This is a genomic window from Nocardioides litoris (assembly GCF_006346315.1).
GTDB lineage: Bacteria > Actinomycetota > Actinomycetes > Propionibacteriales > Nocardioidaceae > Nocardioides > Nocardioides litoris.
In genome coordinates, this window is sequence record NZ_VDMR01000003.1 from 159,391 (window position 1) to 180,763 (window position 21,373).

A 21,373-nucleotide genomic window follows, 5' to 3' on the forward strand; every position below is an offset into this window, starting at 1 on the left:
CATTCCTGGCCGTGCCCGACTTCGACGACCTCATCCGCGCCAACCAGGACTACGCAGCCAGCTTCTCCCTCGGTGGGTTCGACGGCATCGCCCGCGCGGGCGTCGGCGTCGTGACCTGCATGGACTCCCGCATCGAGCCGCTGGCCATGCTCGGCCTGACCCAGGGCGACGCCAAGATCCTGCGCAACCCCGGCGGACGCGTGAACCACGACACCCTCGAGGCGCTGGTGCTCGCGGTGCACCTGCTCGGTGTCCAGCGGATCCTGGTCATCCCGCACACCCGCTGCGCCGTCGCCTCCAGCACCGCGGAGGAGCTGCGCAGCCGGGTCGAGGAGTCCGCGGGCGACTCGGCCGCCGACGTCACGATGCCGGTCGTGCGCGACCAGCTCGAGGCCCTGGCCGACGACGTCCAGAAGATCCGGACCCACCGACTCGTCCCCGGCACCGTCGAGGTGGGCGGGTTCATCTACGACGTCGACACCGGGCTGCTCGACCGCAGGTTCTGACGCCCGGTCTCAGGCGTCGAGGGCCTCGACGTCGACCTCGTAGGCGCCCTGCACGATGAACTCCTTGCGCGGGGCGACCTCGCTGCCCATGAGCAGCTCGAAGACGCTCGCGGCGACGTCGGCGTCGTCGACGGTGAGCTTGCGCAGCGTGCGGCGTCGCGGGTCCATGGTGGTCTCGGCCAGCTGGTCGGCGTCCATCTCGCCGAGGCCCTTGTAGCGCTGGACCGGGTCCTTCCACTTCACGTTCTTCTTCTTCAGCTCCGCCAACCGGCGCTGCAGCTCGTCGTCGGAGTAGGTGTAGACGTACTTGTCCTGGCCCTTGCGGGGGTTGGAGATCTCGATCCGGTGCAGCGGCGGCACCGCGGTGTAGACCCGGCCCTCGCGGATCAGGTCGGGCATGTACTTGAAGAACAGCGTGGCCAGCAGGCACCGGATGTGGGCGCCGTCGGAGTCGGCGTCGGCCATGAAGATGACCCGGCCGTAGCGGGTGGCGTCGAGGTCGAACGTGCGCCCCGAGCCGGCACCGACGACCTGGATGATCGAGGCGCACTCGGCGTTCTTGAGCATGTCGCCGACCGAGGCCTTCTGGACGTTGAGGATCTTGCCGCGGATCGGCAGCAACGCCTGGAACTCGGAGTCGCGCGCCAGCTTGGCCGTGCCGAGGGCCGAGTCGCCCTCGACGATGAACAGCTCGGTGCGCTCGTTGTCGTTGGCCCGGCAGTCGGCCAGCTTGGCCGGGAGCGTCGAGGACTCCAGGGCGTTCTTGCGGCGCTGGGTCTCCTTGTGCTGGCGCGCGGCGATGCGGGTCTTGGCCGCGCCGTAGACCTTGTCCATCAGCGGGCGCGTCTGCTTCTTGTCGGCCGCCCGGGTGCTGCCGAGCCACTCGGTGAGCGTGCGGACGACGATCTTGCGGACCTCGGAGCGCACCGCAGGCGTGCCCAGGATCTCCTTGGTCTGGCCCTCGAACTGGGGCTCGGCCTGGCGCACCGTGACGACGGCGGTCAGGCCCTCGAGGATGTCGGACTTCTCCACGTCGGCGTCGTTGACCTTGAGCACCTTGGCGGCGCGCATCGCCTCGTTGAACGGCTTGACCAGCGCCGCCTCGAACCCGGCGACGTGGGTGCCGCCCTTGGGCGTGGCGATGACGTTGACGAAGGAGCGCAGCTCGGTGTCGTAGCCGGTGCCCCAGCGCACCGCGATGTCGACGCCGAGCTCGCGGTCGACGTCCTGCGGGGTCATGTGGCCGGCTTCGTCGAGCATCGGCACGGTCTCGGTGAACGAGCCCGCACCCTGGATGCGGAGCACCTCGGTGACCGGCTCGTCCTTGCTGAGGTACTGGCAGAAGTCGCCGATGCCACCGTCGTGGCGGAACTTCTCCTCCGACGGCGTCTCGCCGCGCAGGTCGCGGATCACCAGCTCGAGGCCCGGCACGATGAACGACGTCTGCAGGGCGCGCCCGACGAGTCCGTCGATCTCGAAGGTGGCGTCCTTGGTGAAGATGCGCCGGTCGGGCCAGAACCGGATGCGGGTGCCGGAGGTCCCCTTGGCCACCCGCCTGCCCTTGCGGGTCATGCCGCTCTGCTCGGTGAACCCGGCGTCGGGGCCCTCGCCGTCGAAGACGCCGGGTGCCCCGTGCCGGAAGCTCAGGCCCTGCTGGGCCGGTGAGCGCTCGACGTCGATGTCCATCCGGGCCGACAACGCGTTGACCACGGACAGGCCGACGCCGTGCAGGCCGCCGGTGGCGACGTACGAGCCGCCGCCGAACTTGCCGCCTGCGTGCAGCTTGGTCGCGACCACCTCGACGCCCGGGAGCCCGGTCTTGGGCTCCTTGTCGGTGGGGATGCCGCGGCCGTCGTCGTGCACCTCGGCCGAGCCGTCGGCGTGCAGCGTCACCTCGACCCGGCGCGCGGCGCCGGCCAGCGCCTCGTCGACACCGTTGTCGATGATCTCCCACAGGCAGTGCATGAGGCCGCGAGTGTCGGTCGACCCGATGTACATGCCGGGGCGCTTGCGCACCGCCTCCAGGCCCTCGAGGACCAGCAGGTGGGCGGCGTTGTACGTGTCGGCGATCGCCGGGCTCCCTTCGGGGTGGTGTGGCCCCGCAGGGTGCCGGGGCACCGTTGATCCTACGGAAGACATCCCCCAGCCCGGTGCAGGCTCGCCCCTCACCCGACCGTCACGAAGTGGACACGATCCGAGGTCGTCCGCGCGTTCGACTCCCGTGGCACCGCACGTACCCGCACAATCGAGACACCCCTGGCACGACAACTGAACAGCCCCGGCGGCGGCTGCCACGGACACCGAGGTCCACGGCATGGAAGGCCTCCGGTCGGGGAAGGACCAGCGTGATGGGATCGCGTGGCGTGCACCACCTCAGAACGGGAATCTTGCTCCCGCTCGCTAGGTTGGACATGGCACCGACTGAATGAGAGAAGAGGCCCCAAGTGACGACTGCGACCGCCCCCAGCACCACCCTGACTGCTGAGGACCGCTGCGACCGCTGCGGTGCCCAGGCCTACCTCCGTGTCGAGCTCCAGAGCGGTGGTGAGCTGCTCTTCTGCGCCCACCACGCCCGTGAGCACGGCGAGAAGCTCAAGGAGGTCGCCGCCACCGTGCAGGACGAGACCCACAAGCTCTCCAGCACCGGGGGCACCACCGACTCGGAGCGCTGAGCGCCCACCCGCCCGTCCACGACGGCCCCGGACCTGTTGGTCCGGGGCCGTCGTGCGTCTGCGGTGTCCCGGTCTGCCAGGCTCTGCGCCGTGGCCGTCCTGCTGTCGTTGTGCGCGGCCCTGGCCTACGGCCTGTCCGACTTCGTCGGCGGGCTGGCCTCGCGTCGCGCGAGCCCGTGGGCGATCGCGCTGCTCTCGCAGCTCGGCGGCGGCGGGGTCGCCCTGGTCCTGGCCCTCCTCCTCGGCGGCGACCCGCGACCCGCCGACTGGGGCTGGGCGGTGCTCGCCGGCGCCGGCAACGGCGTCGGCACCGCCTTCCTCTACCGCGGCCTGTCCGGCGGCCGGATGGGCGTCGTGGCGCCCGTCTCGGGTGTCGGTGCCGCCGTCGTGCCGCTCGTCGTCGGCCTGGCCACCGGCGAGCGGCCCGGGCCGCTGGCCTGGGTCGGCTTCGCGGCGGCGCTCCCGGCGATCTGGCTGGTCGCGCGGGAGCCGGTGCCCGAGGTCGATTCCGCGGCCGCACCCCGCGCCTCGGTCGCCACCGGCGTGCTGGACGGCGTGCTGGCCGGGCTCGGGTTCGGCGTGCTGTTCGCCGCCCTGGGCCAGGTGCCGGAGGCCTCCGGCTTCGGCCCGCTGGCGGCCAACCAGGTCGTCGGGGCCGCCGTGGTGGCGGCCGTCGCCGCGTCCCTGCGCAGCCCCTGGGTGCCGCGCGAGCCGGCGGCGTACGTCGGGCTCGTGAGCGGCTCGCTCGGCGCGAGCGCGACGGGGCTGTTCCTGGTGGCCACCCAGTCGGGCTACCTGACGGTCGCGGCCGTCATCACCTCGCTCTACCCCGCGTTCACGGTGCTGCTGGCGGCCGCCCTGCTGCGCGAGCACGTGCACCGGGCGCAGGCGGTCGGGCTCGCGCTGTGCGCCGTGGCGGTCGCCCTGATCGCCGCCGCCTGAGGACGCTGGGGACCGGGCCGGAAGACAGCTGCGGGCCCCTGCTGCGTTGAAACCAGCAGGGACCCGCAGGTCAGGTGGAGCGGCTCAGTCGAGGTAGTCGCGCAGGACCTGCGACCGGCTCGGGTGGCGCAGCTTGGACATCGTCTTGGACTCGATCTGGCGGATGCGCTCGCGCGTGACGCCGTAGACCTTGCCGATCTCGTCGAGGGTCTTGGGCTGGCCGTCGGTCAGGCCGAAGCGCATGGAGACCACGCCGGCCTCGCGCTCGGAGAGGGTGTCGAGGACGGCGTGCAGCTGCTCCTGGAGCAGCGTGAACGACACCGCGTCGGCCGGGACGATGGCCTCGGAGTCCTCGATGAGGTCACCGAACTCGGAGTCGCCGTCCTCGCCGAGCGGGGTGTGCAGCGAGATGGGCTCGCGGCCGTACTTCTGGACCTCGATGACCTTCTCGGGGGTCATGTCGAGCTCCTTGGCGAGCTCCTCGGGCGTGGGCTCGCGACCGAGGTCCTGCAGCATCTGGCGCTGGACGCGGGCGAGCTTGTTGATGACCTCGACCATGTGCACCGGGATGCGGATCGTGCGGGCCTGGTCGGCCATCGCGCGGGTGATGGCCTGGCGGATCCACCACGTCGCGTAGGTCGAGAACTTGTAGCCCTTGGTGTAGTCGAACTTCTCGACCGCCCGGATCAGACCGAGGTTGCCCTCCTGGATCAGGTCGAGGAAGAGCATGCCGCGGCCGGTGTAGCGCTTGGCCAGCGAGACGACGAGGCGGAGGTTGGCCTCGAGGAGGTGGTTCTTGGCGCGCCGACCGTCCTCGGCGATCCACTCGAGCTCCTCGGTGACCTTGGGCGTGATCTTGCCGCCCTTGGCCAGCTTCTCTTCCGAGAACAGGCCGGCCTCGATGCGCTTGGCGAGCTCGACCTCCATCTCGGCGTTGAGGAGCGGGACCTTGCCGATCTGCTTGAGGTAGTCCTTGACCGGGTCGGCCGTCGCACCGGCGACCATGACCTGCTGGGCGGGCTCGTCGGTGTCGTCGGCGGCGGAGATGACGAAGGTCGAGGTGGCCGTGGCCTCCTCCTCCGCCTCCTTGATGGTCGGGTCGGCCTCGACGTCCTTCTCGAACTGGTCGTCGGGGACGTCGGGCAGGACCTTCTTGCCGTCGGGGCCGACCGCGGGCGCCGCGGTCTCGGCCGGCGCGGCAGCCTTCTTGGCGGCGGTCTTGGCCGTGGTCTTCTTCGCCGCGGCCTTCTTGGCCGGTGCGGCGGGCGCGGCGGGCGCGGCGGGCGCGGCGGGCGCGGCCTCGGCCGGCGCAGCGGCTGCCGGTGCGGCCTTCTTGGCGGCCGGCTTCTTGGCCGTCGCCGTCGCGGTCTTGCGGGTGCTCGCGGCCGCGGCGGCGCGCGAGGCCGTGGGCAGCTCGACGCTCAGGCCGAGCGAGGAGAGGTGCTCGAGCAGCGACTTGAGGTGGCGCGGCTCGACGCCGGCGTCGTCACTGGCCCGGCGCACCTGGTCGGGACTGAACGCCCCGGTCGGGCGGGCCTGCTCGATGAGCTCGAGGACGGCGGGGTGCGCCAGCACCTCGGTGGGGATCTTGCGTGCGTTCGAGGACACGAACACCTCTCGTCAGGCAGGTCGTCAATCAGGGTCTTCCAGCAGTGCGGCGGTTCGGGGCGCGACAAGGACCCCTGTCGTCAAGAGCCGCCTGGATGATTCTGCCACGGTCGGGGTGAGGTGCGTGCCCCGACGCCTCAGGTAGCCGCTCCCGAGGCCTTCGACGGCGACGACGACGAGGCCTTCGACGAGGCCGGGGAGGCCTTGGCGGCGGCCTTCTGCTCCTTCTTGAAGTCCCGCACCTTCTGCAGGCTGGCGGCGTCGACGACGTCGGCGACCGAGCGGAACCCGTCGAGGGCGTAGTCGCCGGCCGCCTTCTCCCAGCCCTCCGGCCGCACGTCCTCGTGCTTGGCGACCACGGCCACGAAGATGCGGGCCTTCTGCGCGCCGAAGCCGGGCAGCGCCTGGAGCCGCTCGGCCAGGTCGCGCCCGTCGGCGGCCTCGGTCCAGATGCGCTCGGCGTGGCCGTCGTACTCCTCGACGACGAGGCGGGCGAGCTCCTGCAGCCGGGCGGCCATGGAGCCCGGGAAGCGGTGGATGGCCGGGGTCTGCGAGCAGAGCGCGGCGAACTCGTCGGGGTCGGCGTCGGCGACGGCCTGCGGGTCGAAGGTCCCGAACCGCTCGACGACCTTGGCCGGGCCGCGGAAGGCGTGCTCCATCGGGTACTGCTGGTCGAGCATCATCCCGGCCAGCAGCGCGAACGGGTCGTCGCGCAGCAGCTGGTCGGCCGTGTCGTCGCCGGTGTGGATCGCCATGCCAGGCATTGTGCCTGGCGGGGCCGGAGGAGCGGCTCAGGCCTTGACGGCCAGCACCGGGCAGTGCGCGTCGAGCAGCACCCGCTGGGCGTTGGAGCCCAGGATGAGCTTGCCGACCGGGGTGCGGCGGCGCAGCCCGATTACGATCAGCTCGGCGTCGGCAGACTCCGCCACGCTGACGAGGTCCTCGGCCGCCTCGAACCCGCGCACCAGCTGACGCACCTCGTGCTCGACCCCGGAGGCCTCGAGCTTGGCCTGCACCCCCGACAGGTCGGGCTCGGCCTCGTCGCCCCGGGCGCGGTGGGAGTGGACGACGACCAGCGCCGAGCCGCGCAGCCGGGCCTCCTCGATCGCGCGGTCGAGGGCCGCCTCGCCCTCGGGCTTGGGCACGTACCCGACCACCACCGTCATGCGGGCAACCTACCCGCCTGTGGAGGACGCCGCGACCCACCGGCCGGGTGCGGCAGGCTGGCGTCGTGCACCTGCCGGCTCCACCTCCACCAGCCCCGGCCCCACCAGCCCCGGCCCCGCCCGCCTCGGCGGTGACCGAGCCGGTCGGCCGTGCCCTGGAGGCGCTCCTGCGCCGAGCCGTCGTCGACCACGGCGCGACGGAGCGACGGCGGGTGCACCCGCCGGTGGTGCACGTGGGCCTGCCCGGCCGCCCCGACGGCTCGGCCCGGCTCGAGCTGGGCGACCAGCGCCTCGACCACGCGCTCCGCGTCGACGCCCTCGAGGCGATGGTGCGGCGCGTCCGGCGTGTGGTGCCCGCTCCCCTGGTCTGGCTCACCCGGTCCGGCGACCTCGAGGTCCGTGACGTCGACCTGCGATGGCTTGCCGCGGCCCGCACCGCCGCGGCCGAGCTCGCGACGGCGCTCCCCATGGTCGTCGTGACCCGCCGGGCGTGGCGCGACCCCTCGACCGGCGTGGGGCGGGCGTGGGCGCGCCCCCGGCCGCCGGTGTCGGGCTAGGTCCGGACTTCTCGTCCGCCCGGGCGGCATCCACCCCGAGCGGGAGGCCCGTCCTAGGCCTCGTCCCAGGTGTGCACCGGCTCGTTGGTGTGCATGCGCTCGCGGTAGTCGAGCAGGGTCGCCCGCAGACCGTCCCAGCGGTCCTGGTCACGACGGCGGTCCATGGCGGCCACGAACCACTCCGCACCGTTGGTGCCGAGCAGGCAGCGCTGCTCGATGATGCCGAGCAGCCGGTCGACGGTGGCGCCGTCGACGCCCCAGGCCTCGAGGCCCTGCTGGGCCAGCGGCAGCAGCCGTCGCAGCACCAGCTCGGTCGCCCGCACCTGGCCGACACCCGGCCAGTAGACCTGGGCGTCGACCCCGTGCTGGGCGGCGACGTGGAAGTTCTCCTCGGCGGCGCTGAAGGACATCTGCGACCACAGCGGACGCTCGCTCTCGGCCAGGGCCCGGACCAGCCCGAAGTAGAAGGCCGCGTTGGCCATCGTGTCGGCGACGGTGGGGCCGGCGGCCAGCACGCGGTTCTCCACGCGCAGGTGGGGTGTGCGCTGGTCGTCGGAGCCGGTGACGTCGTACACCGGACGGTTCCAGCGGTAGATGGTGCCGTTGTGCAGCCGGAGCTCGGCCAGCTCGGGGGTGCCGCCGGCCTCCAGCACGGCCAGCGGGTCCTCGTCCTCGGTGACGGGCAGCAGGGCCGGGAAGTAGCGGACGTTCTCCTCGAACAGGTCGAAGACCGAGGTGATCCACCGCTCGCCGAACCAGACCCGCGGCCGCACGCCCTGCGCCTTGAGCTCCTCGCTGCGGGTGTCGGTGGCCTGCTCGAACAGCGGGATCCGCGTCTCGCGCCACAGCTGCTGGCCGAGCAGGTAGGGCGAGTTGGCCCCGACCGCGAGCTGGACCGCCGAGATCGCCTGGGAGGCGTTCCAGTAGGCGGCGAACTGGTCGGGCGCGGTCTGCACGTGCAGCTGGGTGCTGGTGCAGGCCGCCTCCGGCAGGATCGAGTCGGAGGTGGTGTCGAGGCGGTCGCGACCGCTGATGACGATCGCCAGGTCCTCGCCCCGCGCGTGCAGGATCTGCTCGCTCAGCAGCCGGTAGCGCGGGTTGGCGCTGATGCTGTGCAGGCCCATGTGGCCCTCGGCGAGCGTCGGCAGGATGCCGATCATCACCAGGTGGGCCCCGACCGCGGCCGACTTGGTCTCGGCGTCGTTGAGGCTGCGGCGCAGGTCGTGCTCGAAGGCCTCGAGGGCTCCCTCGCGCAGCTTGCCGGGCGGCACGTTGATCTCGATGTTGAACTGGCCGAGCTCGGTCTGGAAGTCGGGGTCGGCGATCGCGGCGAGCGCCTCGGCGTTCTTCAGGGCGGGGTCGCCCTGCTCGTCGACGAGGTTGAGCTCGACCTCGAGCCCCGTCATCGGGTCGTCGGTGTCGAACGCGGCCTCGCGCAGCATCCGGGCGAACACGTCGAGGCAACGACGCACCTTCTCGCGGTGGCGCGTGCGGTCGGCGGGAGTGAACTCCTGGTGGTCGACCTCTTCGCCCATGCGCCGAATCTAGAGCCCGCCGGCGCCGCAGGACAGGACCCCCGCGCCCCCCATCAGGTGAGGTCGAGACCCTCCCGCCAGTCGAAGCCCCCGGCCCAGACCGTCGGGGGCACGGCCCGCTCGAGGGCGTCGGTCAGCAGGGCGGCCAGGCCGTAGTCGGGGTCGACGGCCTCGCAACGCTCGAGCGCGCACCACGCCAGCGCGCCGTCACCGGCCTGCCAGGCCGACCAGGCGGTCAGGGTCGCCGGTGCGGCGCGCAGGTGCTCGGGCGCGCGGCGCAGCAGGTCGGTGAAGAAGGCCGTCGCCACCGGCGCCCGGTCGCGCGTGATCGCCGCCCACGCAGCGTCGCGCACCCGCAGTGAGGCCATGCCGCCCAGCAGTCGCGCCGCCTCCGCGTCGCTCGGGGCGGGACGCGCCGGGTCGGCCAGGTGGCGGTCGACGAGCGCGTGGGTCCAGGCACCTTCGTCGGCCTGCACCGCGACCGAGGCGAGCACCTCGGCCGAGCGGGTGGGGAGCCGCGCGGCGAGGGCGGCGACCCGCGCGACCGCGACCGGGTCGGGCTCGAGCCCCGCGGCCAGGGCGGCGCGCGAGGGCTGGACGACGCGACCGTCGACGACCGCCTGGGCCAGGAACGGGTGGGCGGCGAGCCGGTCGCGGTCCAGCGGCGTGCCCTCGGTGTCGCCGGACACGCCGCCAGGCCCGCCGCCGGTCAGGGACCACCAACGGTCGTCGCCGACGTGGAGCGCGGTGACGACGTCGACGCCGGCCCCACGGAACGCGGTGCGCAGCGCCCGCCAGGCGGCCCGGGCGCGGACCCGGTCGGAGGTGTGGACCAGGAGGACGACCCGGGTCGTGTGGTGGTGCACGGCCGGCTCGACCAGCAGCGCGGCCACGGCGGGCAGGTCGGTGGGCGCGGGAGGGAGGTCGACGCGGGCGTGGAAGGAGTGGTCGGCGTCGAGGGTCATCATCACGACCGACTCGGTCGGCCAGAAGCCGAGGACGACGACGCCGGCGGCGACGAGGTCCTCGGGCGAGCGGGCGGTCATGGCGGGGCGCACGGGGGCGCCGGGGAGGGACGAGGTCATGGCGAGGACGCTGCCCGCGGCCGGGGACAGCGAGGGCTGGTGCCGCCGCGGCCTGTGGACGACCTGCGGCCGGGCGGCGGCTGTGGACGACTCGTGGACGGTCCCGGCACCGGCGTGGTGGACGACCAGCGGGAGGATCAGCCCATGCGGTCCACGGCGTCGGTCCTCCACCTGGACCTCGACGCCTTCTTCGCCAGCGTCGAGCAGCGCGACAAGCCCTCGCTGCGCGGCAAGCCGGTCGTGGTCGGTGGCACCGGGGGGCGCGGGGTGGTGGCCACGGCGTCCTACGAGGCGCGCCGCTACGGCGTGCGATCGGCCATGTCGACCCGCGAGGCGCGGGCGCGGTGCCCGCACGCGGCCTTCCTCACCGGCCGGTTCCACGCCTACCGAGAGGCCAGCGAGGCGGTGATGGCGGTGCTCAAGGCGGCCTCGCCCCTGGTCGAGCCGCTCTCGCTCGACGAGGCCTTCGTCGACCTCGCCCGCGCCGACCTGCCCGACCTCGAGGTCGCCACCGTCTCGGCGTACGCCGCCGGGCTGCGCGCGCAGGTCGCCGAGGTGACCGGGGGCCTGACGGCCTCGGTGGGGCTGGGCAGCTCGAAGTTCATCGCCAAGGTGGCCAGCGACCTGGAGAAGCCGGACGCCCTGGTGGTGGTGCCGCCGGGCACCGAGCGCGACCTGCTGCGACCCATGAGCGTCACGGTCATCCCCGGGGTGGGACCGGCGACGACGGAGCGGCTGCGACGCGCGGGGGTGCACACCGTCGCCGACCTCGAGCGCACCGACCTCGCCGAGCTCCACCGCCTCGTCGGGCAGGCCCACGGCACCAGCCTGCACGCCCTGGCCCGCGCGCACGACGACCGGCCGGTGGTGGCCGAGCGCGAGGCCAAGTCGGTGAGCAGCGAGGGCACCTACGAGACCGACCTGACCGACCGCCGGATCATGGAGAGCCTGCTGACCCGGCAGGCCACCGAGGTCGCCGAGCGGCTGCGCAAGCACGGCCTGTCGGGCCGGACGGTGACCATCAAGGTGCGGATGTACGACTTCACGACGCTCAGCCGCTCCGCCACCCTGCCCGAGCCCACCGACAGCGCCGCCACCGTCGCCCGGATGGCCCGGGCGCTGCTGGCCGACCTCGACACCTCCGGCGGCGTGCGGCTGCTCGGGGTCGGCGTCTCGGGCCTCGCCGACTGGGTGCAGGACGACCTGTTCGGCGAGACGGGGCCCGGCCACCAGGAGGGCGCCGACGGGGCCGAGGCGGGAGACGCACCCGACCCCGAGCTCGAGCGGGCGGTGCGCGAGGCGGGCGTGAAGGCCCGCCGGTCGCCGTACGCGCCGGGGCAGGACGTCGAGCACGAGGAGATGGGCCGCGGCTGGGTGTGGGGCTCGGGGCGGGGCGTGGTGACGGTGCGGTTCGAGACGGCGGGGACGCCGCCGGGACCGGTGCGCTCCTACGCGCTGGACGACCCGAACCTGCGTGCGTGGCGGCCCCCGGAGCAGTAGCGTCCGCCGCCGTGGAGATCCGACCCGTCGACCTGTCCAGCGACCTCGAGCTGCGCGCGGCCTACGACGTCGACACCCGCGCGGTGGGCGTCGGGCGGGCCGGGCTGCCGCACTGGTCGTGGCCGGAGATGTCGAGCATGTTCCGCCACGACGACCCTGGCGAGGCCAAGGAGCTGCTCGGCGGCTGGGAGGACGGCCGCCTGGTCGCGGTCGGGCTGGTCTTCGCCCCGCTGGACGACAACCGCGACAAGGCCTGGGTGGGGGCCGAGGTCGACCCGCCCGCGCAGGGTCGTGGCCGCGGACGACAGATGCTCGCCGCGGTCGAGCAGCGGGCCCGCGAGCTCGACCGCACCGTGCTGCTCGCCGAGACCAAGCTGCCCCTCGACGAGGTGACCACCCACCGGCAGCGGCGGTTCGCCGAGGCGGCGGGCTACGACTTCTCCAACGTCGAGGTCGTGCGCCACCTGGCCCTCCCGGTGCCGACCGAGCGGCTCGCCCGGTGGTCGGCCGAGGCGGCCGAGAAGCACCCGGGCTACACCCTCGAGACCCACCTCGACCACCTGCCCGACCACCTGCTGCCCTCGTTCCTGGCCATCTTCGGCCAGCTGTCGGTCGACGCCCCCACCGGCGAGGCCGACTGGGAGGAGGAGGTGATGACCCCCGAGCGCTTCCGCGCCCAGGAGGACGCGTTCGTCGAGGCCGGGCGCCGGGTGTGGTGCACGGTCGCGGTGGCGCCCGACGGCACCGTGGCGGCGTACTCGACCATCTCGGTGCCGCCCGCGGGCACCCGCACCGACGCCTCGCAGTGGGGCACCTTCGTGGGTCGGGAGCACCGCGGCCGCCGGCTCGGGCTGGCCACCAAGGCGGCCAACCTGCGCGCCGTGCAGGACGCCCACCCCGAGATGCGCCGCGTCGTCACCCAGAACGCCGAGACCAACGACTGGATGGTGGCCATCAACGAGCAGATGGGCTTCGTGCCCGTCGAGGCGGCGGTGGAGATGATCAAGCGCGTGGCGCGCGGCTGAACCGCACCGGGTCTCCTGGCCGCAGCTGCGCGCAGGCGGCGAGTTCGGCCGCCCGCACCACGGCCACGACGGGGTAGCCCCCGGTGGTCGGGTGGTCGGCCAGCAGCACCACCGGGCGGCCGTCGGGCGGCACCTGCACGGCGCCGGCGACCATGCCCTCGCTCGGCAGCTCCCGGTCGTCGACCCGCTCGAGGGCCGGGCCGACCAGCCGCAGCCCGACCCGGTCGGCGTCGCCGCTCGCCGACCAGGCGGTCGCGCACAGCCGGCCGAGGGTGCCGGCGGCGAACCGGTCGAGGCGGGGCCCGGGGTCGACCCGCAGCAGCGGCTCCCCCGGCCACCCCCCACCCACCCCCGGTACGTCGCCACCGGGCGGCGCCGGGTCCGCGGGGCCGACCGGCAGCACCCGGCCCGGGCGCACCGGCGGCGGGCCGACGCCCCCGAGCGTGTCGGTGGACCGCGAGCCGAGGACCGGCTCGTCGGCCCACCCGCCCCCGACGGCCAGGTAGGAGCGGACGCCCGCGCGGGCCGGCCCGAGGACCAGCTCGCTGCCCGCCGGCACGCGCACGGCGCGGCCGTGGCCGACGGGCCGGCCGTCGACGGCGACCGCGCACGGCGCGCCGGTGACCGCGACCCAGCGGCTCGACCCGGCCCGCAGCGCCACGCCGGCCAGGGTCGCCTCGAGCACTGCGTCGTCGACGCCGCCGCCGACCAGGCGGCGGGCCAGGGCCGCGGCCGGGGCGTCGAGGGCGCCCGCGCGCGGCACCCCGAGGTGCGCCAGGCCGGGCCGGCCCCGGTCCTGGAGCGTGACCAGGCCGTCGGCGGCCAGCACCGTCCAGCCGGTCATGCGGGCACGAACCGCACCCGGGTGCCGGGGGCGAGGAGGGCGGGGCGGTCACGGGAGGGGTCCCACAGCAGGGCGTCGGTGCGGCCGAGCAGCCGCCAGCCGCCGGGCGACCGGGTCGGGTAGACCCCGCACCACGCCCCGGCCAGCCCGACCGAGCCCGGCGGCACGGCCGTGCGGGGCGTGGCCAGCCGGGGCACCGCCAGGTCGTCGCCCAGGCCCGCCAGGTAGGCGAAGCCCGGCGCGAACCCGCAGAAGGCGGAGACGAACACCGTCGCCGTGTGCCGCTCCACCGCACCGTCGCGGTCGGTGCCCCACCGCGCGGCCACGTCGTCGAGGTCGGGCCCGTCGTAGACCGTCGGCAGCTCGACCACCTCGCCGTCGGGCGGCGCCGTCCCGGGCACCCACGCGGCCGCCCAGGCCGCGACCGCCGCGCGGGCGGCCGCCGCGTCGTCCCGGGCCACCCCGTCGAGCAGCACCGTGCACGCCCCGGGCACCACCTCGACGGCCGGGACCCGCACGGCCCGCAGGTGGGCGGCCAGGTCCAGGGCCGCCGTGGCGTCGGCGACCTCCACCAGCAGCGCCGCCGGGCCGACCTCGACCACCCCGGCGAGCCCACCGCTCACGGTGCCGCGGCCCGCAGCGTCCACCCGGCGTCCTGCAGCGCGGCGCGGACGGCGCGGGCGTGGTCGACGGCACCGGGGCTGTCGCCGTGCACGCACAGCGAGTCGACCCCCGGCGCCAGCCGCAGGGCCTGAGCGGCGACTGCGTCGACGCCCTCGACCAGCGCCCCCGGTCGGTCGCGCGGCAGGAGCCGGCCGGCGTCGTCGTACCCCCGGTCGGGGAAGCCCTCGTGGAGCACGAGCCGCCCGAGGCCGGCCGCCTGGTCGAGCAGCTGGCCGGGCATGCCGAGCACGGGCAGGGTGCCCGAGCCCGCGAGCACGGCCATCGCCTGCTCCTCGTCGTCGAGCACCCGGTGGTAGAGCGCGCCGTGCGGCTTCAGGTAGCGCACCGCCAGCCCGGCCTCCTCGGCCGCGTCGCCGAGCAGCCCGACCTGGTGGGCGACCTGCTCGCGGAGCACGTCGTAGGGCACGTCGCGCGGCACCCGGCCGAAGCCGGCCCGGTCGGCGTAGGAGACCTGGGCGCCGACCGCGACCCCGTGCTCGGCGGCGCCCGCGCAGACCGCGCGCATGACCGCGGGAGACCCGGCGTGGTAGCCGCAGGCGACGTTGGCGCTGGTCACCACGGCCAGCAGGCCGGCGTCGTCGGTCACCTCCTCGCCGAGGTCGGCGTTGAGGTCGATGCCGCTCGATCCGGTCACAGGGGCTTGCCCCAGAAGTCCTCGGTCACGACGTAGCCGAGCCGGTCGTAGAGCGCCCGGGCGCCGTGGTTGTGCCCGAAGACGTTGAGCCCGATCGCCAGGGCACCGTGGTCGCGCGCCCACCGCGCCCCCGCGCGCATCAGCCCGGCGCCGTACCCGCGGCGGCGGTGGGCCTCGTCGACGACGACGTCGAAGACGAAGGCGGTCGGCTTCTCGGTGCACAGCCAGAGCGTGCCGACAGGGGCGCCGTCGACGAGCCCGACGAAGAAGTGGTGGTGCGGCGTCGCCAGCCCCTCGGGCAGCAGCTCGGCGTGCTGCTCGCGCGAGACCTGGAGCGCCCGCTCCGGGTCCTCGCCCGAGCGGGCCCGCTCGGCGGCGTACGACTCGACCTCCTCGGCCTCCCAGGCCGCGAACCCCGCCTCGTCCATCGGCACCAGCGACACCACGGGCTCCGGGGGCGGCTCGGCGGCCAGGTCGAGCCGCATCTGGGTCGCCGCGACCGAGAACCCGCCGCCCGCGACGAGCGCCGCCGCCACCGGGTCGCCCGGCGAGACGGTCACGGTCAGCCGCCCGGCTCCGGCGGCGCGGGCGCGCTGCTCCACCAGCCGGCACACGACAGGGGCGTCGGCCGGGTCGTCGAGGACGACGTCGACGACGCCCTGCTCGGCGCCGTGGTCGCGGACCAGCAGCTCCCCCACCACGTCCGCGCCGCGGAGCACGTGCAGCACCTGGCCGTGCTCGCCGAGCCGCTCGAGCAGCGCCCGGGCGGCCCCGAGCGCCGCCTCGGGATCGCCGTGCTCGTGGGCGTAGCGGCGCCGCTGCAGCCTCGCCAGCAGGGCGGTGGTGTCGGGGTCGGTGACGTGGTGGAGGTGCAGGTCGGGCACCCGCCGAGCCTCCCGTTAGGTTCGAGAGCATGCAACCACCCGTCGCCGCCCGCCGACCGGTCACCACCGAGCACCACGGGCGCACCCGCGTCGACGACCACGACTGGCTCCGCGACAAGGACTCCCCCGAGGTCCGCGCCCACCTCGACGCCGAGAACGCCTGGACCGAGCACCGCACCGCCCACCTCGCCGACCTGCGCGAGACGATCTACGGCGAGATCAAGGCCCGCACCCGCGAGACCGACCTGTCGGTGCCGACCCGGGTGCGCGAGCACTGGTACTACGGCCGGTCCTTCGAGGGTCGGGAGTACGGCGCCACCTGCCGGGTCCCCGTCGGCGGCCCCGACGACTGGACCCCGCCCCGCCCGGCCGAGGACGCGTCGGCCGACGAGCCGGCACTGCCGGGCGAGCAGGTGCTGCTCGACCTCGACGCGCTGGCCGAGGGCCACGACTTCTTCTCCCTCGGCGGGTCGAGCATCTCCCCCGACAGCCGGCTGCTGGCCTATGCCACCGACGTCGTCGGCGACGAGCGCTTCACCATCCGCGTCAAGGACCTCGAGACGGGTGACCTGCTGGCCGACGAGATCACCGGCACCCTCGGCGGCGGCACCTGGGACCGCCAGGGCGAGCACCTCTACTACACGACCGTCGACGACGCCTGGCGGCCCGACAAGGTCTGGCGCCACCGCCTCGGCGCGGCGCAGGCCGACGACGAGCTGGTGCTGCACGAGCCCGACGAGCGGTTCTGGGTCGGCGTGGGCCGCACCCGCAGCGACCGCTTCCTCGTCGCGGTCGTGGGCTCCAAGACGACCACCGAGTACCACGTGCTCGACGCCGACGACCCCGACGCCGGGTTCCGGGTCTGGGCGCCGCGCGAGGAGGGCGTCGAGTACTCCCTGGAGCACGCCGTCCTCGGCGGGCAGGACCGCTTCCTGGTGCTGCACAACGCCACCGGCGCGGACTTCGAGATCGGCGTCGCGCCCGTCGAGCCGACGCCGCGGTCGGGCTGGACCCCGCTCGTCGCGCACGACCCCGCGGTGCGCCTCGAGGACGTCGACGCCTTCGCCGGCCACCTCGTCGTCCACCAGCGCAGCAACGGGCTGACCCAGCTCCGGGTCCTCGAGCTCGACCAGGAGGCCACCGACCCCGGCGCCGCGGTCACCGACGACTACCTCGTGGAGTTCGACGAGGAGGTCTACACCGTCGGCTCCGGCAGCAACCCGCGCTTCGACCAGCCGACCGTGCGCCTGGGCTACACCACGCTGAGCGTGCCGTCGTCGGTCTACGACTACGACGTCCGCACCCGCGAGCTCACCCTGCTCAAGCAGGCGCCCGTGCTCGGCGGCTACGACCGTGCCGACTACGAGGAGCACCGCCTCTGGGCACCCTCGACCGACGGCGCGCAGGTGCCGGTCTCGCTCGTCGTGCGACGCGACGCACGGGCGGCCGGCGGACCCGTGCCGCTCCACCTCTACGCCTACGGCGCCTACGAGGCCTCGATGGACCCCTCGTTCTCCGTCGCCCGGCTCTCGGTGCTCGACCGGGGCGCGGCCTTCGCCATCGCGCACGTGCGAGGCGGCGGCGAGATGGGCCGCCGGTGGTACGACGACGGCAAGCTCGAGCACAAGCAGCACACCTTCGACGACCTCGCCGCCGCGGCCCGCCACCTCGTGGCCGAGGGCTGGACGACCGCCGAGACCCTCGTCGCCGAGGGCGGCAGCGCGGGCGGCCTGCTCATCGGTGCGGTGGCCAACCAGGCCCCCGACGCCTTCGCCGGCCTCGTCGCCGCGGTGCCGTTCGTCGACCCGCTGCGCACGATGCTCGACGCCTCCCTGCCCCTGACCGTCACCGAGTACGACGAGTGGGGCAACCCCGAGGCCGACCCGGCGGCGTACGACACGATCGCGGCGTACGCGCCCTACGACAACGTCACCGAGCAGCGCTACCCGCGGATCCTCGCCGAGACGTCGCTGCACGACACCCGCGTCATGTTCGTCGAGCCGGCCAAGTGGGTGGCCCGGCTGCGCGAGCGGGCCGTCGAGCCCGACGTGCTGCTCAAGACCGAGATGTCGGCCGGCCACGGCGGAGTGTCGGGTCGGTACCAGGCCTGGCGTGACCGGGCGTTCACCCTGGCGTGGGTGCTCGACGTGATGGGCCTCACGGGCGAGACGCCCCGTTCCTGAGGAGTCCCCCTCCGTCCATGAGAACTCCCTGAGATCTCCTCCCAGCGGCAACTCTGCACCCATCCGGGTCGTCCTTGATGTCGAAGGCCTGACAGGTGCCGGAGCCACGGTTGCCCGTCCTCCCTTCCGGGTGGTGCGGGAATCCACCACCGGCGACGAACGTTGGACGTGATGTGGCCGCAAGGTCGGTCACTGGACAAGAGGAGGTCCCCATGGCAACCCGGACCGCACCCACGGGCGCACGCGAGATCGAGGGCCGCGACAGCGTCGGTCTCTACCTCGACGAGATCGCCCGCAACCCCCTGCTCGACGCGGCCATGGAGGTCGAGCTCTCCAAGACGATCGAGGCCGGCCTGATGGCCGAGGCCCTGCTCCAGGAGGGCCGTGTCGGTCGTCGGAAGGGTGGCGCGCCGATGCGGGCCTCCCAGGAGGAGCTCGAGTGGCTCGCCGAGGAGGGGCGCAAGGCCGTCGACACCTTCATCACGGCCAACCTGCGGCTCGTCGTGTCCATCGCGCGCAAGTACGGTCGCGCGCAGATGCCGATGCTCGACCTGATCCAGGAGGGCAACACCGGCCTGATCCGCGCGGTGGAGAAGTTCGACTACACCAAGGGCTACAAGTTCTCGACCTACGCCACCTGGTGGGTGCGCCAGGCGATCACCCGCGGCATCGCCCAGCAGGCGCGTGTCGTGCGGCTGCCCGTGCACGTGGTCGAGGAGCTCAACCAGGTCGGCGGCGCCCGCCGCACCCTGGAGCGGCAGCTGGGCCGTGACCCCGAGCCCGCCGAGATCGCCGCCGAGCTCGGCATGGACGTCGACCGCGTCCTCGACCTGATGGCCTGGGGCCGCGAGCACGTCAGCCTCGACACTCCGGTCGACGAGGACGGTGACACCTCGCTGGGTGACCTGATGGCCCAGGAGACCGCGCCCTCGCCCGACCTCACGGTGCTCGACACCGAGTCGCGCGACCGGCTCAACAGCCTCGTGGGGCAGCTCGACGAGCGGGCGGCCGACATCATCCGCTCGCGCTACGGCCTGGTCGACGGCCGCCAGCACAAGCTCGCCGACATCGGCGCCAAGCACGGCATCTCCGCCGAGCGGGTGCGCCAGCTCGAGCGAGAGGCGCTGCAGAAGCTGCGGCGCCTCGGCGACCCCGACCTCGCCGCCTGACCCAGCACGACCCAGCACCAGACCGCACGACCCCGCCGGCCCAGCGTCACCCGAGAGACGGTGGGCCGGCGTCATTCCTAGGCTGTCCTCGTGGCTGAGGTGCGGATCGTCGAGGGCGGGCTCGACGACCCCGCGGTGGTCGCGCTGCTCGAGGGCCACGTGGCGCAGCTGAGGGCCCTCTCGCCGCCCGAGTCGACCCACGCCCTCGACCTCGCGGCGCTCCGGCAGCCCGCGGTGCGGTTCTGGACGGCGTACGACGGCGCGGAGCCGGTCGGCTGCGCGGCCCTCACGCGCCTCGACGACCCCGCCCACCCCGCCCACCCCGCCGGGCACGCCGAGCTGAAGTCGATGCGCACGGCACCCCACCGCACCGGCGAGGGCATCGCGGCCCGGCTGCTCGAGCACGTGCTGGCCCAGGCGCGGGCGGCCGGGGTGGCGCGGGTGAGCCTGGAGACCGGGAGCGAGGAGTTCTTCGCACCGGCGCGGCGGCTCTACGCCCGGCGCGGGTTCGAGGTGTGCGGGCCGTTCGGGTCCTACCGGCCCGACCCGCTGTCGACCTTCATGACGCGCTCGACCTCGTCCTCGACGTAGGTGGGCCGAGCGAGGCCGAGCCCGCACAGGACCAGCGGCACCGCGGCCAGGGTGAGGGCCACGAGCGGGACCGTCCAGCCACCGGTCGCGTCGTGCAGCACGCCGACACCGAACGGACCGATCGCCGCCAGGAGGTAGCCGGTGCCCTGCACGAACGCCGAGAGCGACGCCGTGCCCTCGGGCGTCCGGGCGCGCAGGCCGATGAGCGAGAGCACGAGCGGGAACGTGCACAGGCCCGTGCCGATGACCAGCGCCAGGGCGACCGCCCAGCCGACGCCGAGGTCGTCGGGGGCGAGGGCCAGCCCGAGGTAGCCGACCGGGTAGCAGGCGGCGAGGGCCAGCACGAGCGGCGTCAGGTCGCGCAGCCGGCCCGCCAGCCACGGCACCAGCGCCGAGAGCGGGATGCTGATCCCGGTCACCACGCCGAGCAGCAGGCCGGCGTCGCGGTCGCTGAACCCGCGGTCGCCGAAGACCTCGGCGACCCAGCCGAACACGGCGTACGCCTGGAGCGACTGCAGGCCGAAGAGACCCGCCAGCAGGCGGCCCGTCCGTGTGCGGGCGACGAGCCGGGCCGGGATGGCGCCCTGCTCGTCGTCGGAGCCGCGCGCGCCGTGGTCGCGGCGGAGCAGGCCGAGCCACGGCACGAGGGCGACCGCCCCGAGGGCGGCCCACAGGAGCAGCCCGGTGCGCCAGCCGTCGCCGGCGGTGCTCACGGGCACGGTCAGCACCGAGGCGGCGGTCAGGCCGACCGCCAGGGCGGTGGAGTAGACGGCCGTCATCGTGCTGACCCGGTCGGGGAAGTGCCGGCGCACCAGGGAGGGCATCAGCACGTTGGCCACCGCCATCCCGCCCAGGGCCAGCAGCGACAGGGCCAGGAACGGCGCCACGCCGTCGACCCGGGTGCGGCCGACCTGCCCGGCCGTGACGGCGACCAGCGCGAGCACCGCGAGGCGGTGGGGGCCGACGAGGGCGGCGAGCCGCGAGCCGAGGCTGCCGAGGACCGCGAAGGCGATGACCGGCAGCGAGGTCAGCAGGCCGGCCTCCGCGCCCGACATGCCGAGGTCGGAGCGCAGCTCGCTCAGCACCGGGCCGATGGCCACGGCGGCCGGCCGCAGGTTGAGGGCGAGCGTGACGACGCCCAGCAGGACGAGCACCTGGCCGCCGCGCCGGCGGGCCGGGTGGTCGTCGCTCACCCCGCGGCCGCGGTCAGCTCGGCGAAGACCTCCTCGACGCGGGCGCGCAGCTCCTCGCGGCTGCCGGTGTTGTCGACGACGTGGGTGGCGATGGCGAGCCGGTCCTCGCGGGAGGCCTGCGAGGCGATCCGCGACTCGGCGTCCTCGCGGGTCCAGCCGCGGTCGCGGACCATCCGCTCGATGCGGACCTCGTCGGGCGCGTCGACCACGAGCACCGCGTCGAAGTCACCCGCGCGGCCGGTCTCGGCCAGCAGCGGGATGTCGTGCACCACGAGGTCGTCGGGCCCGGTGGCGGCCTCGAGCGCGGCGTACCGCTCGAAGACCAGTGGGTGCACGATGGCCTCGAGCCGCTTGCGCTGCTCGGCGTCGTTGAAGACGATCGCCCCGAGGGCGGCGCGGTCGAGGTGGCCGTCGGCGGTGAGCAGGTGCTCCCCGAAGGTCTCGACGACCCGCGCCAGGCCCGGGGTGCCCTTCTCGACGACCTCGCGGGCGAGCACGTCGCCGTCGATGATCGTCGCGCCCAGCTCGGCCAGGATCGTGGCCACGGAGCTCTTGCCCGAGGCCACACCACCGGTCAGTCCCACTCGCACCCGGC

Annotated in this window: 21 protein-coding genes; 9 read left to right on the forward strand and 12 right to left on the reverse strand. The window is 74.4% G+C overall.

Going from position 1 to position 21,373, the window contains the following annotated elements; all coding sequences use genetic code 11:
• Nucleotides 1-11 precede the first annotated feature (11 nt).
• Nucleotides 12-506 (forward strand): beta-class carbonic anhydrase, encoded by a 495-nt coding sequence (locus FJQ57_RS12930; RefSeq protein WP_139980913.1) that lies wholly within the window; start codon nucleotides 12-14, stop codon nucleotides 504-506.
• 9 nt (nucleotides 507-515) lie between these two features.
• On the opposite strand, the gene FJQ57_RS12935 is transcribed toward FJQ57_RS12930, so the two are convergent.
• Nucleotides 516-2,645 (reverse strand): DNA gyrase/topoisomerase IV subunit B, encoded by a 2,130-nt coding sequence (locus FJQ57_RS12935; RefSeq protein ID WP_139980915.1) that lies wholly within the window; start codon nucleotides 2,643-2,645, stop codon nucleotides 516-518.
• Nucleotides 2,646-2,950: 305 nt separating this feature from the next.
• On the opposite strand from FJQ57_RS12935, the gene FJQ57_RS12940 reads away from it, so the two are divergent.
• Entirely contained in the window at nucleotides 2,951-3,178 is a 228-nt protein-coding gene (locus FJQ57_RS12940; protein ID WP_139980917.1) for a DUF7455 domain-containing protein, read from the forward strand.
• Between the two features lie 90 nt (nucleotides 3,179-3,268).
• The gene (locus FJQ57_RS12945) at nucleotides 3,269-4,120 is read left to right on the forward strand and encodes an EamA family transporter (protein WP_139980919.1); all 852 of its coding nucleotides are present in this window, start codon (nucleotides 3,269-3,271) and stop codon (nucleotides 4,118-4,120) included.
• An 84-nt stretch (nucleotides 4,121-4,204) separates the two neighbouring features.
• Here the strand turns inward: FJQ57_RS12945 and FJQ57_RS12950 are convergent, their stop codons facing one another.
• The 3 genes from FJQ57_RS12950 to FJQ57_RS12960 form a co-directional block, all read right to left on the reverse strand.
• On the reverse strand, nucleotides 4,205-5,734 hold the full coding sequence (locus FJQ57_RS12950) for an RNA polymerase sigma factor (RefSeq protein WP_139980921.1): 1,530 nt from the start codon (nucleotides 5,732-5,734) through the stop codon (nucleotides 4,205-4,207).
• Between the two features lie 131 nt (nucleotides 5,735-5,865).
• Nucleotides 5,866-6,483, reverse strand: coding sequence for an HhH-GPD-type base excision DNA repair protein (locus FJQ57_RS12955; protein WP_211348915.1), 618 nt, complete (start codon nucleotides 6,481-6,483; stop codon nucleotides 5,866-5,868).
• A gap of 36 nt (nucleotides 6,484-6,519) precedes the next feature.
• Nucleotides 6,520-6,894 carry a universal stress protein gene (locus tag FJQ57_RS12960; protein ID WP_139980925.1) on the reverse strand — a complete coding sequence of 125 codons (375 nt, stop codon included), beginning with the start codon at nucleotides 6,892-6,894 and terminating at the stop codon, nucleotides 6,520-6,522.
• 131 nt (nucleotides 6,895-7,025) lie between these two features.
• Between FJQ57_RS12960 and FJQ57_RS12965 the strand changes: the two genes are divergently transcribed.
• Entirely contained in the window at nucleotides 7,026-7,451 is a 426-nt protein-coding gene (locus FJQ57_RS12965) for a hypothetical protein (RefSeq protein WP_139980927.1), read from the forward strand.
• Between the two features lie 53 nt (nucleotides 7,452-7,504).
• On the opposite strand, the gene FJQ57_RS12970 is transcribed toward FJQ57_RS12965, so the two are convergent.
• Nucleotides 7,505-8,986 carry a glutamate-cysteine ligase family protein gene (locus FJQ57_RS12970; RefSeq protein WP_139980929.1) on the reverse strand — a complete coding sequence of 494 codons (1,482 nt, stop codon included), beginning with the start codon at nucleotides 8,984-8,986 and terminating at the stop codon, nucleotides 7,505-7,507.
• 53 nt (nucleotides 8,987-9,039) lie between these two features.
• Nucleotides 9,040-10,071, reverse strand: a complete 1,032-nt coding sequence (locus FJQ57_RS12975) for a DUF4192 domain-containing protein (protein WP_139980931.1) — start codon at nucleotides 10,069-10,071, stop codon at nucleotides 9,040-9,042.
• Between the two features lie 144 nt (nucleotides 10,072-10,215).
• Here FJQ57_RS12975 and FJQ57_RS12980 point away from each other — a divergent pair, with 144 nt between their 5' ends.
• Together FJQ57_RS12980 and FJQ57_RS12985 are read left to right on the forward strand one after the other, a co-directional pair.
• Nucleotides 10,216-11,571 (forward strand): DNA polymerase IV, encoded by a 1,356-nt coding sequence (locus tag FJQ57_RS12980; protein ID WP_139980933.1) that lies wholly within the window; start codon nucleotides 10,216-10,218, stop codon nucleotides 11,569-11,571.
• An 11-nt stretch (nucleotides 11,572-11,582) separates the two neighbouring features.
• The gene (locus FJQ57_RS12985) at nucleotides 11,583-12,596 is read left to right on the forward strand and encodes a GNAT family N-acetyltransferase (protein ID WP_139980935.1); all 1,014 of its coding nucleotides are present in this window, start codon (nucleotides 11,583-11,585) and stop codon (nucleotides 12,594-12,596) included.
• Here the strand turns inward: FJQ57_RS12985 and FJQ57_RS12990 are convergent.
• Genes FJQ57_RS12990 through FJQ57_RS13005 form a run of 4 tightly spaced genes read right to left on the reverse strand, consistent with a single transcriptional unit; the run spans nucleotide 12,574 to nucleotide 15,642 of the window.
• Nucleotides 12,574-13,440, reverse strand: a complete 867-nt coding sequence (locus FJQ57_RS12990; protein WP_139980937.1) for a 5-oxoprolinase subunit C family protein — start codon at nucleotides 13,438-13,440, stop codon at nucleotides 12,574-12,576. The two genes, FJQ57_RS12985 and FJQ57_RS12990, sit on opposite strands and share 23 nt — an antisense overlap.
• On the reverse strand, nucleotides 13,437-14,087 hold the full coding sequence (locus FJQ57_RS12995) for a 5-oxoprolinase subunit B family protein (RefSeq protein WP_246081788.1): 651 nt from the start codon (nucleotides 14,085-14,087) through the stop codon (nucleotides 13,437-13,439). Before FJQ57_RS12995 ends, FJQ57_RS12990 begins: the two co-directional genes overlap by 4 nt.
• A complete protein-coding gene (locus FJQ57_RS13000; protein WP_139980939.1) occupies nucleotides 14,060-14,758 on the reverse strand; it encodes a 5-oxoprolinase subunit PxpA in 699 nt (232 codons plus the stop codon). The genes FJQ57_RS12995 and FJQ57_RS13000 overlap by 28 nt, the downstream gene beginning before the upstream one ends.
• Nucleotides 14,755-15,642, reverse strand: a complete 888-nt coding sequence (locus tag FJQ57_RS13005; RefSeq protein ID WP_139980941.1) for a GNAT family N-acetyltransferase — start codon at nucleotides 15,640-15,642, stop codon at nucleotides 14,755-14,757. Before FJQ57_RS13005 ends, FJQ57_RS13000 begins: the two co-directional genes overlap by 4 nt.
• Nucleotides 15,643-15,671: 29 nt before the next feature.
• On the opposite strand from FJQ57_RS13005, the gene FJQ57_RS13010 reads away from it, so the two are divergent.
• From FJQ57_RS13010 to FJQ57_RS13020, 3 genes are all read left to right on the forward strand, one after another.
• Nucleotides 15,672-17,825 carry a S9 family peptidase gene (locus FJQ57_RS13010; protein ID WP_139980943.1) on the forward strand — a complete coding sequence of 718 codons (2,154 nt, stop codon included), beginning with the start codon at nucleotides 15,672-15,674 and terminating at the stop codon, nucleotides 17,823-17,825.
• 212 nt (nucleotides 17,826-18,037) lie between these two features.
• Nucleotides 18,038-18,994, forward strand: coding sequence for a sigma-70 family RNA polymerase sigma factor (locus tag FJQ57_RS13015; protein WP_139980945.1), 957 nt, complete (start codon nucleotides 18,038-18,040; stop codon nucleotides 18,992-18,994).
• 90 nt (nucleotides 18,995-19,084) lie between these two features.
• Nucleotides 19,085-19,585, forward strand: a complete 501-nt coding sequence (locus tag FJQ57_RS13020) for a GNAT family N-acetyltransferase (RefSeq protein ID WP_211348916.1) — start codon at nucleotides 19,085-19,087, stop codon at nucleotides 19,583-19,585.
• On the opposite strand, the gene FJQ57_RS13025 is transcribed toward FJQ57_RS13020, so the two are convergent.
• On the reverse strand, nucleotides 19,528-20,778 hold the full coding sequence (locus FJQ57_RS13025; RefSeq protein WP_246081789.1) for an MFS transporter: 1,251 nt from the start codon (nucleotides 20,776-20,778) through the stop codon (nucleotides 19,528-19,530). The two genes, FJQ57_RS13020 and FJQ57_RS13025, sit on opposite strands and share 58 nt — an antisense overlap.
• Nucleotides 20,775-21,368 (reverse strand): dephospho-CoA kinase, encoded by a 594-nt coding sequence (gene coaE / locus FJQ57_RS13030; protein WP_139980947.1) that lies wholly within the window; start codon nucleotides 21,366-21,368, stop codon nucleotides 20,775-20,777. The genes FJQ57_RS13025 and coaE overlap by 4 nt, the downstream gene beginning before the upstream one ends.
• Nucleotides 21,369-21,373 lie beyond the last annotated feature (5 nt).

Coding starts and splice junctions, on each gene's coding strand:
- FJQ57_RS12960 (WP_139980925.1), bottom strand. CDS start 6,894: ATGACGGTGGTGGTCGGGTACGTGCCCAAGCCCGAGGGCGAGGCGGCC.
- FJQ57_RS13010 (WP_139980943.1), top strand. CDS start 15,672: ATGCAACCACCCGTCGCCGCCCGCCGACCGGTCACCACCGAGCACCAC.
- FJQ57_RS12990 (WP_139980937.1), bottom strand. CDS start 13,440: ATGACCGGCTGGACGGTGCTGGCCGCCGACGGCCTGGTCACGCTCCAG.
- FJQ57_RS12980 (WP_139980933.1), top strand. CDS start 10,216: ATGCGGTCCACGGCGTCGGTCCTCCACCTGGACCTCGACGCCTTCTTC.
- FJQ57_RS12955 (WP_211348915.1), bottom strand. CDS start 6,483: ATGGCGATCCACACCGGCGACGACACGGCCGACCAGCTGCTGCGCGAC.
- FJQ57_RS12975 (WP_139980931.1), bottom strand. CDS start 10,071: ATGACCTCGTCCCTCCCCGGCGCCCCCGTGCGCCCCGCCATGACCGCC.
- FJQ57_RS13015 (WP_139980945.1), top strand. CDS start 18,038: ATGGCAACCCGGACCGCACCCACGGGCGCACGCGAGATCGAGGGCCGC.
- FJQ57_RS12970 (WP_139980929.1), bottom strand. CDS start 8,986: ATGGGCGAAGAGGTCGACCACCAGGAGTTCACTCCCGCCGACCGCACG.
- FJQ57_RS12935 (WP_139980915.1), bottom strand. CDS start 2,645: ATGTCTTCCGTAGGATCAACGGTGCCCCGGCACCCTGCGGGGCCACAC.